This is a genomic window from Pleionea sp. CnH1-48 (assembly GCF_024124665.1).
Lineage (GTDB): Bacteria > Pseudomonadota > Gammaproteobacteria > Enterobacterales > Kangiellaceae > JAMXSB01.
On sequence record NZ_JAMXSB010000006.1, the window covers coordinates 158,903 to 175,148 of the forward strand.

The 16,246-nt window shown below is 42.9% G+C and carries 15 protein-coding genes; 5 read left to right on the plus strand and 10 right to left on the minus strand.

From position 1 onward, the window contains the following. The first annotated feature begins 1 nt into the window (after position 1). Positions 2-439 (plus strand): thioesterase family protein, encoded by a 438-nt coding sequence (locus tag NH399_RS11100; RefSeq protein WP_253040300.1) that lies wholly within the window; start codon positions 2-4, stop codon positions 437-439. 43 nt (positions 440-482) lie between these two features. On the opposite strand, the gene NH399_RS11105 is transcribed toward NH399_RS11100, so the two are convergent. Further along, entirely contained in the window at positions 483-2,579 is a 2,097-nt protein-coding gene (locus tag NH399_RS11105) for a bifunctional diguanylate cyclase/phosphodiesterase (RefSeq protein WP_253040301.1), read from the minus strand. A gap of 253 nt (positions 2,580-2,832) precedes the next feature. Between NH399_RS11105 and NH399_RS11110 the strand changes: the two genes are divergently transcribed. The 4 genes from NH399_RS11110 (at position 2,833) to NH399_RS11125 (ending at position 5,969) form a co-directional block, all read left to right on the plus strand. Continuing rightward, on the plus strand, positions 2,833-3,024 hold the full coding sequence (locus NH399_RS11110; RefSeq protein WP_253040302.1) for a hypothetical protein: 192 nt from the start codon (positions 2,833-2,835) through the stop codon (positions 3,022-3,024). A 97-nt stretch (positions 3,025-3,121) separates the two neighbouring features. Beyond that, entirely contained in the window at positions 3,122-3,289 is a 168-nt protein-coding gene (locus NH399_RS11115) for a hypothetical protein (protein ID WP_253040303.1), read from the plus strand. Between the two features lie 274 nt (positions 3,290-3,563). Next, on the plus strand, positions 3,564-4,019 hold the full coding sequence (locus tag NH399_RS11120) for a type III secretion system chaperone (protein ID WP_253040304.1): 456 nt from the start codon (positions 3,564-3,566) through the stop codon (positions 4,017-4,019). Positions 4,020-4,031: 12 nt separating this feature from the next. After that, a complete protein-coding gene (locus tag NH399_RS11125) occupies positions 4,032-5,969 on the plus strand; it encodes a hypothetical protein (protein ID WP_253040305.1) in 1,938 nt (645 codons plus the stop codon). 73 nt (positions 5,970-6,042) lie between these two features. On the opposite strand, the gene NH399_RS11130 is transcribed toward NH399_RS11125, so the two are convergent. The 9 genes from NH399_RS11130 to NH399_RS11170 form a co-directional block, all read right to left on the minus strand. After that, entirely contained in the window at positions 6,043-7,344 is a 1,302-nt protein-coding gene (locus NH399_RS11130) for an adenylosuccinate synthase (RefSeq protein ID WP_253040306.1), read from the minus strand. A gap of 197 nt (positions 7,345-7,541) precedes the next feature. Continuing rightward, the gene (locus tag NH399_RS11135; protein WP_253040307.1) at positions 7,542-7,727 is read right to left on the minus strand and encodes a DUF2065 domain-containing protein; all 186 of its coding nucleotides are present in this window, start codon (positions 7,725-7,727) and stop codon (positions 7,542-7,544) included. Positions 7,728-7,833: 106 nt separating this feature from the next. Next, a complete protein-coding gene (gene hflC / locus NH399_RS11140; RefSeq protein ID WP_253040308.1) occupies positions 7,834-8,751 on the minus strand; it encodes a protease modulator HflC in 918 nt (305 codons plus the stop codon). A 2-nt stretch (positions 8,752-8,753) separates the two neighbouring features. Further along, complete coding sequence (gene hflK, locus NH399_RS11145) at positions 8,754-9,782, minus strand: FtsH protease activity modulator HflK (protein WP_253040309.1); 1,029 nt, start codon at positions 9,780-9,782, stop codon at positions 8,754-8,756. A 63-nt stretch (positions 9,783-9,845) separates the two neighbouring features. Further along, entirely contained in the window at positions 9,846-11,141 is a 1,296-nt protein-coding gene (hflX, locus tag NH399_RS11150; protein ID WP_253040310.1) for a ribosome rescue GTPase HflX, read from the minus strand. 270 nt (positions 11,142-11,411) lie between these two features. Continuing rightward, positions 11,412-11,702 (minus strand): RNA chaperone Hfq, encoded by a 291-nt coding sequence (hfq, locus tag NH399_RS11155; protein WP_253040311.1) that lies wholly within the window; start codon positions 11,700-11,702, stop codon positions 11,412-11,414. A gap of 291 nt (positions 11,703-11,993) precedes the next feature. Then, complete coding sequence (miaA, locus tag NH399_RS11160) at positions 11,994-12,941, minus strand: tRNA (adenosine(37)-N6)-dimethylallyltransferase MiaA (protein ID WP_253040312.1); 948 nt, start codon at positions 12,939-12,941, stop codon at positions 11,994-11,996. Next, positions 12,934-14,835, minus strand: coding sequence for a DNA mismatch repair endonuclease MutL (gene mutL / locus NH399_RS11165; RefSeq protein ID WP_253040313.1), 1,902 nt, complete (start codon positions 14,833-14,835; stop codon positions 12,934-12,936). Before mutL ends, miaA begins: the two co-directional genes overlap by 8 nt. Further along, positions 14,832-16,157, minus strand: coding sequence for an N-acetylmuramoyl-L-alanine amidase (locus NH399_RS11170; RefSeq protein WP_253040314.1), 1,326 nt, complete (start codon positions 16,155-16,157; stop codon positions 14,832-14,834). Before NH399_RS11170 ends, mutL begins: the two co-directional genes overlap by 4 nt. Between the last annotated feature and the right edge of the window lie 89 nt (positions 16,158-16,246).

The window sequence follows — 16,246 nt, forward strand, 5'->3', positions numbered from 1 at the left end:
TATGACAGCTACATTAGAACAGTTTTTAGCCGACTTTAAAGTATACTCAGACATTCCTCTCCAATGGGGTGAGATGGATGCCTTCCAACATATCAACAATGTAAATTACTTTCGTTATTTTGAAACTGCTCGTATTTTGCAGTTTGGAAAAACAGGCTTGATGAAGTCCATGGGCGAAAAAGGCATAGGCCCTATTCTTGCTTCGACAGAATGTAAATACCGCCGCGCCCTGGTTTACCCAGATACCATCAAGGTTGGAGTAAAAACCACGGAGTTCGAAGAGTTTGGTTTTATCCATGAATACGCGATATACAGTGAGCAACAAGATGCCATGACAACCTTCGGCCAAGCCAGAATCGTATTGGTTAACTATAAAACTCAACAAAAAGAGCGTATGACCGACGAGATTATCGAAGAGCTAAAACGCTTGAATCCTTAACATCATTGCGTGCAATCGTTGCGGGCAATCATCGCCCGCTTCATTATTGTTCTCGACTGCGTTCCCAAATCCACTTAGCATTTTCTGCAAAGGTTTGAGCCAACACAGGCAATTCTTCAGCAGGCACGGGTCTACCAATAAAATAGCCTTGAGCCTCATCACACCCATGCTTCATTAAAAAGTCCAGTTGTTCAACATCCTCAACACCTTCGGCGATGACTTCGAACCCTAAGGTTTTTGCCAGAGCCACTAATGAGTGAACCATGGCTTCTGCCTGCTTGTCACCTGGCACATTCAATACAAAAGAGCGATCCAGTTTAATTTTGTCAAAAGGAAGCTTCATTAAATAACTTAGTGAAGAATACCCAGTCCCAAAGTCATCTAACGCTAATGGAAAACCTTTACTCTGAATACTGTCTAACGTAGATAAAAACTCGTCAGAATCGACAAAGACCGATTCGGTAATTTCTACTTCTAATTTTTCAGGAGCAACATCAAACCGTTCTACGGCTTCGCATATATAGGAAAACAAATCGTCTTTCTTTAGCTGAATAGCCGAAACATTAACAGCGACTCTGGGTAAGTCAAAACCTTGCTGCGCCCATGCGTTAAGTTGTTCTAAAGCAGAATCAATTACCCAACGCCCAACAGAAACAATCAATCCCAGATCTTCTAACAGTGGTACAAACTCAACAGGAGAAATAAACTCTCCATCGTCATCAAACCACCTTAGCAAAGCCTCGGCACCCAATACCTCACCATTTTCTAAACTTACTTGTGGTTGAAAATATAATTTGAACTGATTTTTATCCAGTGCAGCCCTGATTTTTTGTTCCAGTTGAGTCCGTCTATGTAACTGTTGTGACACTTCATGCTTATGGAAATCAAAGGTATTCTTGCCAAGCTTTTTAGCTTGATACATAGCCGCATTAGAACAACGTAATAACTCTTCAAAAGTCACACCATCATCTGGGAAAATGGCAATCCCGATACTCACACTTACAAAACGTTCATGCTCTCCTAAAATAAATGGGCGAGCAATCACTTCACTGATTTTCTTGGCAACTTCTGCAGCGTCTTCTTCTCTTTCCAAGTCGCCTAAAATCATAATAAACTCATCACCGCCAAGGCGGCCGACAATATCATAACGCCCGGCAATAGACTGAATACAAAAAGCGACCTGCTTTAGTAAGTAATCTCCAATACCATGACCTAAGGTATCATTAATGTATTTAAACTCGTCAAGGTCAATCGACATGAGGGCAACTTTTCTATCTTTTCTTGCGGCTCGCTCCAAGCTATGTTGATAGCGGATCTGACACATATTGCGATTAGGCAAATAGGTCAAGGTGTCATGAAAGGCTAAAAAGTCGAGTCGCTCTTTAGCCAGTTTTAGCTCAGTAGAGTCCGAAAAAATAATTAGCAAGCAGGCTTCATCATCGGGAGCATAGGTAAACTTAGACACATTAAGCGTCGCCGAATAACGATCACCGCTTTTTCGGCAGTCCCAAATCTCACCTTGCCAACTTTCTCCCCTGTCCAGATTTGCTAGCATTTCTCCATAGAGCTTTTCATTTTCCTGTAAGGATAAAAAGATAGGTAAAAGCTGATGTTCTAGATCACTTTCGTCATACCCCGTAATGCGTATAAAAGCAGGGTTCATAGTAACGACTTTCATTTCGTGATCGAGAATGACAACGGCTTCCTCCGTTGACAGAAAAACAAAGGACTGATACTTAAGCAGTTGATGATGTCTCATTGTTTTTGATAACTCTTTAAGAGATACAACAATAAAGTCACTCTCTTTTGACTCAGAGGCCACAACAGCAAACCATCGAATCAAGTTATCATGCTTAATCCCAACAAGAGGATCTTTTATATAATCGCCTTTTAATATGGGAAGAACTATGCCGGCAAACCAATCTTGATAAACAACACCATCGATATCCAAAACCGATGCAGCTAACGAATTAATAAATAATGTTTCTGGCGGTTTAAAATCAATATTTAAATAGTCATTAGCTAACGTATTAGCGCACTGGACCATGCCATCTTTAGAAAGAATCAAAACGCCGTGAGAAAGCGCTTCAATATCGTTTTCTGAAAGACTAGAAAGTTGATGACTGTCCTGAGCTAGCAAAGGGAATATCCTTACAAAGATCACTCCTTAAAGTATAGACAAAGTTAATCCGCTCTATATACATTAAATACAAATAAAGTCGCCTTTAATATCTCAAATTTGCAATGTTAAATATGGAAGATCTCTCACAAAAAATGAAAACGTAAACGCATATTTCTTACAATAGATAAAGCTAACGCCTATTTATCATTTCACTGACAAAATCTAAACTGTTCTCACTGTCAACGGAAACCCATTACAAGGACTTAAACAAATGGCAACTCAAGTTTTAACACCCGAACATGAGTATTTGGTTAGCGAATTATCAGTACAAGACTTTTTAGCGGTTATTAATCAGCAAAAGCAAGACTGCAGCAGCAATCATTCACAGTGGTACAGCTATCTCGAACAGAAAGCTAACGAAGTGTTTAAAGCAGACACTACCATCGACGTTTATAACTTTTGATTGTGTACAGAAAGATTTTAATTAATAACCAATCTAACAAAATTATCTCCTATTGATATACTCAATAAGAGAAACCAACAAAATGTAAGGATTGAGTATGATAGAGCAAGTTGTTCATAGTTTTATCGATAACCAATGTGATGATTACATTGTTGAAGAAGTGTCTGAAGAAGAATTTATGCTGGCTCTAAAACAATTCGGACAACAAACCGAAGTTTCTCAGAGTTCTAGCCGCTCAGAAGAACTCGCAGGCGTAACAGCCTAATCTGATTCTCAAAAAGCCGCTCTGGTAATCCAGCGGCTTTTCTCTACACTAGCCTCCCTTAAAAGCGCTATTAATGTGCTTTATTTGTTGTTTTTAAAATACCCACTCTAATTTAGCCTCAAACAGAGCCATAAACGTGCTTATAATCATTTTTAGATATCAGCGTCGCCATTTAACACTTCGATAAAAAGCTCATAACTATTCTCACGCCAACCAGAACTTATTCAATCCAGGTGTTACTTAATAGATAGAAAACACTATTGAGCACCAAGCCATGTCGATTATTAACATTCTTTTTGAAAATCTTGCCCAGCAACTGGAACTAGAAAGCCTCAAGCTTAACAACGAAGGCCATCTGACACTGATGGATGATGACATTCCCGTCGACTTCCAGTCTTGCAACGAAGACAAAAACCTCTGCATCTACTTCGAAGCGGGTTTTCTAGAAGAAGACTGCTCCCCCAAGAAGCTAGAAGTGCTATTAATGGCAAACTACTTTGGTCTGGAAACACGAGGTTTTAATTTAGCTCTCGAACCCGGAACTCGTGCTTTAGTGCTCAGTCGTATGTTTAGTATTAACGAACTGGATGTATCTCAAGTTCTTGAAACTCTTGACTTTATACCTGAGTTACATCATGAAATCCAAGCTCTGGCCGAGATAGAGTCAAAGGATTTTTCCAATACAACACTCAGCAGAGATGCTGCGGCCAGCACCATGATCAGAATATAGGAGGATCAAATCATGCATATCCACTCATCCATCGATCAGCCTAGAGTCACACAGTCTGACAAAAACAATTTTGAGCAATTACATAAATTAGCCAAACGCGGACATCGTAAAACTCGAATTGTCGTAGGTGATAACAACAGCTTCAAAGCCTCTTCACGTATTCAACAAGTGAGAAGTTTTCACAATAACGACACTGTCGATAAAGAAAATCAAGAAGCCTGGAAGGCTTTGAAAAACAACTTAACCGCTCACTACGGCAGCGGCATTGCAGACAAAGTTCTGAGTAAATTCTCTCAACGAATCAGCAACAACAAACGCCTATCGGCTCATCATGTTCATATTGCTCTAAAAGAAGCAAAGGCGTTAAAAAGCGGCATTGGAAACGTCAGTCAGCAAAACGAAAAACTCTCTGAAGTTAAAGATGATCCTAGATTGAAAAAAGAGCTGAATAAGACTTTGCCCTTCTATAAAAAAGTTAAAAACTTTTTTACATCAGCCCCTACCCATGCTCACATGGCTCCAGGGAATATCCGTGAAGCAGCGGTTACAGGCTTAGAGATAGCAGAAAAAATCAAAGAAGGCGCAGAAAAAGCAGAAGAACACTCAAAAGAAATCATTGAAGAGACAGCAAAACATGGAGATAAAGTAGAACACGGCTCCAAAACCGTTGAGACGTTAAAAGACGTTGCACCTTTTACTTCCGTTTTAGGTTCACAGCTAGCTTCGATAGTTGAAACAATGCATATTGCGCATAAATCCGACCAATATCAGGCGCTCAGAAACATATCTGAGTCAGCACATCGTGCTCACAATCTTAAAGCACCCGAAGTCAAAAGCGATCAGCAGCTAGCCGTCTTAAATGCAGAACTAAACCATCTAAAGCAAATGAAACGCCTGGATCCTGAGCTTACTTACTTATATCAACTAAAAGATGATATTAAAGATTTAGATAACCAGATCGAGCAATCTGTCGACCAACCTATAAAACAACAGCAACTACAGGCAAAAAAAGAACTGCTGGAGAAGTTTTTAACAGAGGGCAAAAAAGTTTCATTCATGAGTGATGCGAAAGCCAACAAATATCTAAACGATCGCATTAAATCAACAGAAAGCAGTATTAGACAAAGAGAAACTCATATTAAAAAAGCCGTTGTGATGAATCCGATGGTAAGAGCTCTCACACAAACTCTGAGTAACAACCGTGACCTACAAGCCGAGCGTGCTGCCATTGCTATGAGCTCTGCCTTTCTTATCGCCGGAACAAGTATTGCCGCAGCAGGGGCCGCACCCGCAGGTTTAGCCGCAGGCGCTATTACTAGTCACATGTCGACCCATACAGCTGCGGGCGTTGCCCTAAAAACATCCGCTCAACTAGGCTCAGAGTTTTTACTCCTGCAAGCACAGGGAAAAATCATCGAAGAAGTTACCGATGTTGCTCACGAAAAATTGGTAGGGGACGAAAATCATCACAGTCCTCAGCAGCTTAACCTATCCAGTCTGGTTTCTACTGACCAACATGGTAACGAGAAGAACTTCGATATCTTCGAAAACCCTAAAGCTGCGATGGCTTTTCTACGTTACCTTGCCCTGCCTTATGAAAAAGGTGCAGAGCATGAAGACACCAGAATGGAGCTACGTAAAATGATGGGAGCGACCAAAGACAGTGATTTACCTATCAAACGTAAGTTAACAAGCGATGAGAAAACCATTAGCAAAGCCTTAAAGTCAAACCATGGTATTTCAGGTTCTATTTCTGAAGCGGTGCGTGCGCAAACGTTGATAGAGCAAGCCAAGGACATCAACGAAATCATGGATATTCAAGCGAACTGCTCCAAAGAGGCAAGAGCTCTGATGGATGCCAATGTGGTTTATTCTTCAGAGAACCCCGGCAAAGAAACTCCTAAGGTTGACTGGTTGAAACTGATGTTCATCGCTGACAAAATGAAGTAACTATAGTTTTGTTAGACATAAAAAAACCACGGATGTTGCCATCAGTGGTTTTTTCTTAACTTTTTAACGAAAGTTACTCTGCGAATGGGTCCTGCAAAATAATGGTTTCGTTACGATCAGGCCCGGTAGAAATAATATGTACCGGAACGCCGACGACTTCTTCGATTTTACGAACAAATGCCATTGCAGCTGCAGGTAAATCATCAATAGAGCGAGCGCCTTCGGTTGACTCTGACCAACCTGGCATTTCAATGTAGTTTGGCTGCACACGAGCATAACCTTCTGCGCCAACAGGAGTCACCGCAATCTCGCCATTTTCAGGGCAAGTGTAGCTGGTACAGATTTTCACTTTTTCAAGACCATCCAGTACATCCAGTTTCGTCAAACAGAAACCAGAAACACTGTTGATTTGGCAAGCACGGCGTAAAGCCACAGCATCTAACCAACCACAACGACGTTGACGTCCAGTGGTGGCACCAAACTCATGACCTTTAGTACCTAAATGATGGCCAACTTCATCATCTAACTCAGTTGGGAAAGGTCCGCCGCCAACACGTGTTGTGTAAGCTTTGGTAATACCTAATACATAATCCAGATCCAAAGGACCAAATCCACTTCCTGTCGCCGTTCCACCTGCGGTGGTGTTTGACGAAGTAACAAAAGGGAAAGTACCGTGGTCAACGTCGAGCAAAGTGCCCTGAGCGCCTTCAAACAATAAAGATTCATTGTTGGTGCGCGCCTGATGCAATAACTCAGGAACATCGGCAACTAAGGGTTTGATTTCTTCTGCCCAGGCTAAGCACTGTTGATACAGAGCTTCAACTTCAATGGCCTCAGAATCAAAGTAATTGGTTAACACAAAATTGTGATAATCCAATACTTCAACCAGCTTCTCCTTTAAGCGCTCAGGATAAAACAAGTCATCCACACGCAAGCCTCGACGAGCAACCTTATCTTCGTAAGCAGGACCGATTCCACGACCCGTTGTGCCGATTTTCTTATCGCCACTTTTAGCCGCTTCACGAGCCAGATCCAGTTGGATATGATAGGGAAGAATCAAGGTACAGGCAGCACTGATACGTAAGCGCTCACGAACTGGCACTTCACGCTCTTCAAGCATGCTGATTTCTTTCATCAGTGCTTCAGGAGATAACACCACACCGTTACCGATGTAGCACATAACACCATCACGTAACACACCGGATGGAATAAGATGTAAAACTGTTTTTTCGCCGTCAATTACCAAAGTGTGGCCAGCATTGTGACCTCCCTGATAACGAACAACTGCAGAAACTCTATCAGTAAGTAGATCGACGATCTTACCCTTACCTTCATCACCCCACTGGGTGCCTAAGACAACAACGTTTTTAGCCATGATTGGACTTTTCGACTTAATCAAACCGAGAAACGAAACCGTGCATTTTACTCTTTCTTAAGCACAATTACCTCTTTTTTATGCGCTCAATTCGGTATTTTCTACAATTTTAAAGCTCAACAAACACTTATATTAGCTTTAAATCGGGTAAGTTGAAGCTTTCGTCTCTGATTTGTCCTTTCAGTACTCATGGCTGCCTAGCCTCGAACCATCCATAACAACAGCATTCCAGAAGTAACAACCGCAGCCCCCATCCACCGTAGCTGATGATTATCCAGCTCACTCAGACTTCTTACCCACTGCCGCCAACGTTCAGGAAAAGCAAACGGCAGCAAACCTTCAAGTACCAGAAACAAGGCAAGCGCAGCCCATAAATCTTCCATTTTTAATCACCTCTCTTTTTTAAAGGCCAATAAAAAAGCCTGACATTTTAAGTCAGGCTTTTTTGCTGAGTACCGCTGGTACCCAAATCAGACATAAACGTCTTTTTTACTTTTTGCCTTCGGCGTCTTTCAAATATCTGAAGAACTCACTATCTGGTTGAATCACCAAGATATCATCCTTACTGCTAAATGAAGTTTTGTAGGCATCAAGGCTACGCAAGAACGCATAAAACTCTGGATTCTTATTGTATGAATCCGCATAAATTTTTGCAGACTCTGCATCGGCTTCACCACGTACACGACGAGAATATTCATCAGCCTTTGCCAGAATACGCTGCACGTCGGCATCGGTTTCTGCAACCAATACGTTCGCTTTCTCTTGCCCTTTACTGCGTGTGTCTGTCGCTTTTGCTTTACGTTCAGATTTAATCTGCTCATACACATTTTCGACAACTTCAGCAGTGTAGTTCACTTTCTTAACGCGAATATCAACGACTTCAATACCGTACTGAGGCGTTAATTTATTTACTGACTCTTTAACGTCGTTCATTAGCTCAGTACGCTCACCAGAAATCGCTTCCTGCAACGTACGTTGACCAAACGCATTACGCAAACCGTTATCTACCAATTCTTCCAAACGATCTTCGGCATAATCAATGTTACCGCTACCAGCAGCGCCTACATTACTGATGGTACTTACATAGAAAGTAGCAAAATCAACGATTTTCCACTGTACATAAGTATCAACATCTAAGAACTGTTTGTTCGATGTTGTGAAAACATCAGGCGAACCATCCATTGTTTGCATACGAGCATCTATTCGAGCGGCTTTTTCTACAAAAGGCATCTTGAAATGCAGCCCCGGCTCATAAACAACGGGTAAATCAGAATCAGCAGGTCTTACCGCTTTCTTAAAGCGTAGTTTCAGTGCACGCTGAGACTCATTGACAACATAAAATGAGTTAGCTCCCAAAATGATCGCCAATAGGACGAAAAACAGAGCCCAAAAACTTTTAGAGGTCATTATTATTTTCCTCCCTTATTTTTAATTAGCTGATCAAGGGGAAGATACATCATATTGTTACCTGCTTTGGTATCCATCATCACCTTGGTAGAACTCGACAATACAGATTCCATTGTCTCAATGTACAAACGATTTCGAGTCACTTCTGGTGCAGCCTCATACTGAGGTAACAGTTGATTAAATCGAGCAACTTCACCATTCGCTTTCGCTAATACCTGAGCCTTGTAAGCGGCTGCTTGTTGACGTAATTGCTCTGCATCCGCGCGAGCCAGAGGTAATTTCTCATTACGATAAGCCTCAGCATCCTGAATCACACGCTTAGCATCTTGTTCTGCTTTATTCACATCTTCGAAAGCAGTGTTTACCGCAGAAGGAGGAGCCGTTCTTTCTAACGTAACGGTTTCAACTTTAAGTCCGGCATGGTATTGAGCCAACACTTTACGCAGCTCTTCCATAATTTCGATACGAATTCGTTCTTTTTCGGACGTCAAAATCGCATCAACGTTATTGTCACCAATGACCTGACGCAAAGCGCTTTCTGATGCCTGTCGTAATGCATTCTCAGGTGATGACAAATTAAACAGGTAGTCACGAGGATTATTGATCTTATACTGAATACCAATTTCAACTTTGATGATATTGATATCTTTGGTCAGCATAACCCCTTCGATTTTGGCCTGCTTAATTTGCGACACGTTAACTTTCTTGATGGTTTGAATCCCTAAAGGAATCCAACCTAAGCCAGATTCCACAACAGAATCAAACTTACCAAAATGCAGAATGACGCCTTTTTCAGCTTCTTTTACGGTATAAAAGCCTAATAAAAACCACGCGACAACAGCCACTATCAGTCCCGTTGCAAAGAAGCCTTTCATTCCACCTGACGAAGGTGAACCAGGACCGCCGCCCTTGGAAATTTTGCCCCACAGATCTTTCATCATTTTATCAAGATCCGGTGGACCATCTTGTTTATTACGATTGCCCCATGGGTCTTTATTACCGTTGTTGTTGCCCGGTGAATTCCAGGTCATGACGTTCTCCGTTTATTTTTCGATTTTGCCAAATTCTAGAGGTGAGGCGATGCAGATGCAATGCTATTCTGATGTCGAAGCAATCAGATGAGACAAATCCATCTCACTTTTTCGCTCTAACCGTTTCCAATCTGCCAACTGCAAGCGCACATCGAGCAAAAAACAACCATCATCGGTGATTTGCTCACGTTCTACGCAGTTCAGATCATACAATTGTCCCCTGAGTGCCATTTTGTCATGATTCAAACTCAAGGTCGCTTCAAACCATTCTTTGCTAACCTTATCGGCAATGGCCTGCATTAACAAATCAATACCCGCACCATCAACCGCAGAACACCATACTCTCATGCGTCCGGTTTCAGGGCATACCTCCGCTTTTGGGCGAAGACCTTCAACCTGATCGATCTTATTGTACACCTCGATGATGGTGGCTTCGGTAGCATCAATTTCGTCTAATACCTGATAAACCTGCTCTCGATTATCATCACGACGCTCATCCGATGCATCAATGACATGCAGCAGCAAGTCTGCCTCACGGCTTTCTTGCAAGGTGGCTTTAAATGCCGCGACTAAGTCATGGGGCAAATGACGAATAAATCCAACGGTATCAGCTAACACAACCGCCAGTTGATCATTAATTTGTAGTCTTCGGTGAGTGGGATCGAGTGTCGCAAACAGCTGGTCGGCAGCCAAAACACCCGCTTCAGTAATTCGGTTAAACATGGTCGACTTACCTGCATTGGTGTAGCCAACCAGCGAAACAGAGGCAATATTCGCCCGCTGTCGGGATCGACGCCCTTGTTCTCGTTGCTTTTCAACTTTCTCCAGTCGACGCTCAATGGTTTTAATGCGCCCACGTAACAAACGTCTATCGGTTTCGAGCTGAGTTTCTCCAGGACCACGTAATCCGATCCCCCCTTTTTGTCTCTCAAGGTGGGTCCACCCTCGTACAAGACGTGTAGAGAGATGACGCAACTGGGCTAACTCAACCTGCAATTTACCTTCGTGGCTTTGTGCTCGTTGAGCAAAAATATCCAAAATGAGACCAGTGCGATCAACAACGCGGCATTTTAATTCATGCTCAATATTACGTTCTTGCGAAGGCGATAGAGCATGATTAAACAAAACCACATCGGCTTTGTAGTCTTTTACCAGATCCGCCACTTCTTCTAACTTACCACTGCCAATAAAAAATCGGGGCTGTGGCGTTGCTCGAGAAGTCGTCACAATATCCAGCACTTCAATGTTGGCTGAGCGCGCTAAATCAACAAACTCATTCAAGTCTTCCTGACTGCTAGCATCAGGGAAGTCCACATGAACTAATATGGCGCTTTCGCCACCTTCATAACGATCAAACACAAAAACCAATAAACCTGTTTATTTTCAAAAGAGAGAAAGTACTTTATCAACCGCTAATATGGTGATGAAGTGGCATGTAATCAAGTGGGAGAAATAGTATTTTACATCTTTAATGCGCAATAAGAGAGTGCCTGAGCGCTTAATGATGACCATGAGGCAGCCTGTGCAGGATAAAAAATCAACAATACGAATACTGATATCTATCCGTATATAGATAAACAAAAGCTCCCGTAGCAAAGCTTCAGGAGCTTGATAGAATCACTTTAGAAACTAGACGTTGCCAAAGCTTTCTTCGCCAGACTCAGATTCTGACTCAGAAGCAGCTCCGCCCGTCGCAGCTCCTTGGTGCGGCATTCGAACATTTCGTGATGGTACTATCGTTGAGATAGCATGCTTATAAACCATCTGGCTAACGGTATTTTTTAATAACACAACAAACTGGTCAAAAGACTCAACCTGACCTTGTAACTTGATACCATTAACAAGATAAATAGATACAGGAATTCTTTCTCGACGCAGAGCGTTTAAAAAAGGGTCTTGTAGAGATTGCCCTTTTGGCATGGTTGTCTCCTTGTATATTTTTATTAAATTATTCAAGAGTCACCCAAATTTGGGAAACTGCCTGCAGACTAACTAAAAAACGCAACTACCCAAACACCTGGCTGTGCAGTCATTGTCTTGTTCGTCGGTGAAGCAAACATATTCTCACCAAAACCAACAGTACAAAAAACCGACAGCGCTCAAAAACACAGCTGAATGGTTCGTTATAAAGCTTACTGACTATAAAAAATAGTCCCCTTCAGTACGAAATGTTTCGGCTGATTAATAGTGTAGCACGCTAGCTGGAAACTGCTATATGGCGATACTTTCTATTAAATTCAATACTTGGCGCAGATTATCTTTTGCCAAAGAATCCAGCCAACTCACGTCGTCCCAGCTGCGTAGCCAGGTAAATTGGCGCTTGGCCAGCTGACGCGTCGCAACAATACCCCGATATCGCGCTTCTGCCAAGTCATATTCGTTATTTAAATATGACCACATCTGACGATACCCAACGCAGCGAATTGATGGCATAGAAGCATCCAAGTCGCCACGCTGCATTAACGCCCGCACTTCATCTTCGAATCCAGCTTTCAGCATAAGTTCAAATCGTTGTTCAATCCGTTCATGCAACAAGCTGCGTTCTTGTGGCGCAATAGCAAACTGTTTAAAGGCGAAAGGGAACTGTTGCTCCTCTTGCTCGGCATGCCATTGCGACAAAGGCTTACCACTAATGAGATAAACTTCGAGTGCGCGCGATAATCGTTGTGGATCATTTGGGTGCAAGCGTTGTGCCGTTATTGGATCAACCTCTTGCAACTGTCGGTGTAATTCTTGCGGCCCCTGAGATTGAATAATCGCCTCCAAGCGAGCGCGAATATCCGGCTGCGAAGTTGGCAAAGTTGCCATCCCCTGCAACAGGGTTTTAAAGTACAACATGGTACCGCCCGCAAGAATGGGCCATTTATTATCTTCATACAGACGCTCGATCATGGCCAAAGCGTCGCAACGAAATTGCGCCGCCGAATAAGATTCTGCCGCATCACAGATATCAATCAGATGATGAGGAGCTTTGGCAAGCTCTTCGTCACTGGGTTTGGCTGTGCCAATATCCATATCACGGTAAATCATGGCCGAGTCGACGCTGATAATTTCTCCGTTTAATTCTTCCACCAACTGCATGGCTAAATCAGTTTTGCCAGACGCTGTTGGCCCCATTAAAAAAATAACAGGCTTATCACGAAAACGAAGTTCACTCATGGTAACGGTTTATCTGCTCTAATATAAGATTAAAATTAACAGGCCAGGCAAAAGAACGCCAAGTTTCTCGCGTCGTTTCATCTACCGTTGCATACCATTGCGCTAACCAGGGTTGCGTGTCATTAAACTCATCCTTGAGCAGCTGTATTAATTGTTGCACTAAGGCCGCTACAGAATTATTTAATTTGGATTGTTGCAATAACACCGATAACAACGACATCCAGAACGACGTTGGAATAGCCTCATGGATATCTGGTAACTTACGTACCATCACACTGTCAGGCCCAGCAGGCGTTAGATCAAATCCCAGTTTAGCCAAGCCGTCAAAGAGTTCGCCACTTTCCCATTGTTCGGTGTGAGTCAGCGCCAAAACTTGAGGCACAAGTAAAGGCTTCGCAACCACAGAGTCAGCCTCTTGCCAGCGTAATGCCAGCCAGTGCAGCCAAGCCTGCCATACATCCAGCATCCAGATTTCAGACTCCAGAGTCAGTATGGCGATGCGATCTTTCCATAAGCCCGTTGTCGTCGGTATCTGAGTCGATAGATTTGTCGTTTGTGTTGCCTGATGGTGGCGTTCTTGAGGGGTAGGTCGATAATAAGACTCAGAGCTTTTGCCTAAAGAAAAGTAAGCATCAATGGTTTGCTCAATCTCTTTGACACTTTGCTTGTTACGAGGCCCAGAATAACTCGAGCCAGCCCCTGCCTCACTGGTGATCTTTTGAGGAACAAAGGGTTCAGGCTGTGCAGGAATGCTCGCATCCTTAGTCACAGGAGTCGCAACATTGTTGGTCATTGAAGCTGGCACTTCAGGTTTGGAGGTTGCAAACAAATCCGTCGCAGCAGGTTCCTGCACATGATGATTAACAACAGGCTGTTGCACGACTTCTAATTGAGCTTGCTGCTGCAAACAATCAGCAACAAGCTTCACTAAAAAATCATGAATTTGACGAGGATTTTGAAAACGAACTTCATGTTTAGTGGGATGAACGTTAACGTCTACATCTTCAGCGTCTAGCTCAATAAAAATAACATAAGCCGCAAACCGTCCTTGAGGTATCAGCTCAGCATAACTTTGGCGAATAGCATGCCCTAATAACCGATCTTTAACAGGACGCCCATTAACCATTAATACTTGGCAATCGGATTCGCTACGATGAAAATCAGGAGCCCCCAACCAGCCACTGATACGCAACTGTTCCAGCTGCCCTTCAAAAAAAACTGATTGTTTTAAAAAGTTTTGTCCACAAGCCGCCGCTACTTTTTGCTGCATCTCTGCAATGTTAGCCGCCGCACTGTAGCGCTTAACAATTTTGCCATTATGCTTAAGTACAAATGCCACGCCGGGCGTTGCCAGCGCTTCTCTTTTTACCGTTTCTTCAATATGTGCAAATTCTGTTTTTTCGGTACGCAAAAATTTACGCCGCGCAGGTGTATTAAAGAACAGGTCGCGCACTTCAACACAAGTGCCAGGAGCCGCTGCAGCCGGTGTGACTTTAACAGCCATCTCTCGACCTTCAGCCACCGCTTGCCAACCTTCTTCACTGCCTTGCATTCGACTGCGTAACAACAACCGAGAAACCGACGCAATACTGGCCAGAGCCTCGCCACGAAATCCAAGCGTCACGACACGACATAACTCACTAAAACTCTGGATTTTGCTGGTTGCATGGCGACTAAGAGCCAAAGGAAGATCATCAGGGTGAATACCACTGCCATCATCAACAATACGAATAAGTCGGGCGCCACCCCGTTCAATATCAATTTCTATACGTGTCGCACCTGCATCAATACTATTTTCGATCAGTTCTTTTACAACCGATGCAGGACGCTCAACGACTTCACCAGCGGCAATTTGGTTTGCCAGCTGATTATCTAATTGAAGAATTCGTTTCATTTACCAGAACCGGGGATAACAAGCTTTTGGCCAACTCGCAATTGGCTGTTCTTTAATTGATTAGCCTTTTTAAGCTGAGCCATTGAAACGCCATATCGAGAAGCAATTTCTGACAAAGTATCACCTTTTCGAATGGTGTAGTTGCGCGTTTGTTTATTCGCAAACAAAGTGCCGCTAGGTGGATAGGTTTTAAAGTAATCACGCAATCCTTTGAACACCGACTCTGCAATCTTGCGACGATGAGATTTTGTGCGTAAGAGCTTTTCTTCCTTGGGATTAGAAATAAACGCCATTTCGACCAAGATACCGGGAATGTCTGGATTTTTTAAAACAACAAAACTGGCTTTCTGGACTCTTTTGTTGCCATGCATTTTGGGAACCGCTTTACGCAGATAACCATACACTTCGTCGGCGGCAGATAAACTCACAGACTGCGTATGAGTTGTCGATAAATCCAGCAGAACTTGCTGCAATAGCTTGTCCTTATTACTGAGATCTTCAACACCACCCAATAGCTCAGAGTTTTTCTCATCTTGTTCCAACCAACGACCAATTTCTGAACTGGCTCCTTTTTGTGATACCACCCAGACCGAAGCCCCTCTTGCTCGTTTATCGTGAAAAGCATCGGCGTGGATAGAAACAAAAAAATCGGCCTGATTGCGACGAGCAATCTGAGTTCGCTTACGCAGGCTCAAATAGTAATCACCCGAACGAACCAGTACGGCTTTCATACCTGGCTCTTTGTTAATCAAGGACGCCAGATATTTAGCAACTCTTAATGCAATGACTTTTTCTTTGGTGCCTTTAGCACCAATAGCACCGGGATCTTCACCACCATGCCCGGCATCCACGGCAATCACTATGTCGCGAAGGCCTTTAGGTTGATTAACTTTCTTTTCTTTTTTGGGTTTACTAACAGGAGCGACTTTGTCTTCGAGATCAATAACCAGACGGTGGCCGTAATTTTGATAAGGTTTAAGTGCAAAGGATTTGTGTTTTACCTGCTTTTTAAGATCGAGAACAACACGCACGCTGCCTTTTTGTTCACTGGTTCTAACACGTTTAATAAACGCTGATTGAATGGCTAAGTCAGCCGGATTAAAAGCCAGCTTGGATTGTTCTACATCCACCACCAGACGTTCAGGATTATCCAAATAAAAAATATTATGGGTTGCAGGATCAGACAGATCGACAACCACTCGCGCACTGTCCGGTGACTGCCAAAAACGCATGCCCTTAATCTCGGCACTATGGCAAATAGCCGATACAAGCATCAAGCTTGTTAACAGGAATTTCTTAACGTGAGACTTCATTACGCTCATAATAAAACAACGTACTCCAGCTTTCGCTCAATGATACTTTATTATTTTCTGACCAACCTTAAGATCATCTGAACAATCCGGGTCATTTT

Coding starts and splice junctions, on each gene's coding strand:
- NH399_RS11100 (WP_253040300.1), top strand. CDS start 2: ATGACAGCTACATTAGAACAGTTTTTAGCCGACTTTAAAGTATACTCA.
- NH399_RS11110 (WP_253040302.1), top strand. CDS start 2,833: ATGGCAACTCAAGTTTTAACACCCGAACATGAGTATTTGGTTAGCGAA.
- NH399_RS11115 (WP_253040303.1), top strand. CDS start 3,122: ATGATAGAGCAAGTTGTTCATAGTTTTATCGATAACCAATGTGATGAT.
- NH399_RS11120 (WP_253040304.1), top strand. CDS start 3,564: ATGTCGATTATTAACATTCTTTTTGAAAATCTTGCCCAGCAACTGGAA.
- NH399_RS11125 (WP_253040305.1), top strand. CDS start 4,032: ATGCATATCCACTCATCCATCGATCAGCCTAGAGTCACACAGTCTGAC.
- NH399_RS11130 (WP_253040306.1), bottom strand. CDS start 7,344: ATGGCTAAAAACGTTGTTGTCTTAGGCACCCAGTGGGGTGATGAAGGT.
- NH399_RS11135 (WP_253040307.1), bottom strand. CDS start 7,727: ATGGAAGATTTATGGGCTGCGCTTGCCTTGTTTCTGGTACTTGAAGGT.
- hflC (WP_253040308.1), bottom strand. CDS start 8,751: ATGACCTCTAAAAGTTTTTGGGCTCTGTTTTTCGTCCTATTGGCGATC.
- hflK (WP_253040309.1), bottom strand. CDS start 9,782: ATGACCTGGAATTCACCGGGCAACAACAACGGTAATAAAGACCCATGG.
- hfq (WP_253040311.1), bottom strand. CDS start 11,702: ATGCCAAAAGGGCAATCTCTACAAGACCCTTTTTTAAACGCTCTGCGT.
- miaA (WP_253040312.1), bottom strand. CDS start 12,941: ATGAGTGAACTTCGTTTTCGTGATAAGCCTGTTATTTTTTTAATGGGG.
- mutL (WP_253040313.1), bottom strand. CDS start 14,835: ATGAAACGAATTCTTCAATTAGATAATCAGCTGGCAAACCAAATTGCC.
- NH399_RS11170 (WP_253040314.1), bottom strand. CDS start 16,157: ATGAGCGTAATGAAGTCTCACGTTAAGAAATTCCTGTTAACAAGCTTG.